This is a genomic window from Kitasatospora nipponensis (assembly GCF_039528135.1).
Taxonomy (GTDB): Bacteria; Actinomycetota; Actinomycetes; order Streptomycetales; family Streptomycetaceae; genus Kitasatospora; species Kitasatospora nipponensis.
The window spans coordinates 1-532 of the sequence record NZ_BAAALF010001103.1; the positions used below are offsets into that span (position 1 = coordinate 1).

General features: G+C 67.1%; 1 protein-coding gene. It reads left to right on the forward strand.

What is annotated here, in order from left to right; all coding sequences use genetic code 11:
- Nucleotides 1-188 precede the first annotated feature (188 nt).
- A partial coding sequence (locus ABD323_RS45100) for a MerR family transcriptional regulator (protein WP_344447735.1) occupies nt 189-532 on the forward strand: 344 nt, incomplete at its 3' end.

Here is a 532-nt window from a genome sequence, read left to right on the forward strand (position 1 = left end):
GCCATCACCAGGACCTGGGCGTCGGGCCGGGGAGCGTTCGGGGTGATCCAGGGGAGCGTGGGCATGGTCACGGCCTTTCGGTGGTACCGGTACGGGCGTCCGCGCAGGGGTGCTGCACACTGTTGGAGTGTGGCACTATCTATATTAGACAGTAGAGCTACCCAATTTCCAGTGGAGAGCGGAGAAGGATGCGGATCTCGGAGTTGAGCCGGCGCAGTGGCGTCCCCGTGGCGACGATCAAGTACTACCTACGGGAGGAGTTGGTGCCCGCCGGTGTGGCCACCTCGGCCACCCAGGCCGAGTACGACGACCACCACCTGCGCCGGCTACGGCTGGCCAGGGCCCTGATCGCCGTACGCGGACTGTCGGTGTCCACCACCCGTGAGGTGCTCCGGGCGCTGGACGAACACTCCACCGATCTCCACCTGCTGTTCGGCCTGGCCCTGGGGGCCGTCTCCACGGAGGAGCCGGACTCCCCATCGGACCAGCCGCAAGAGCCCACCCCCGCGGACGAGTTGATCTCCGCTCTTGG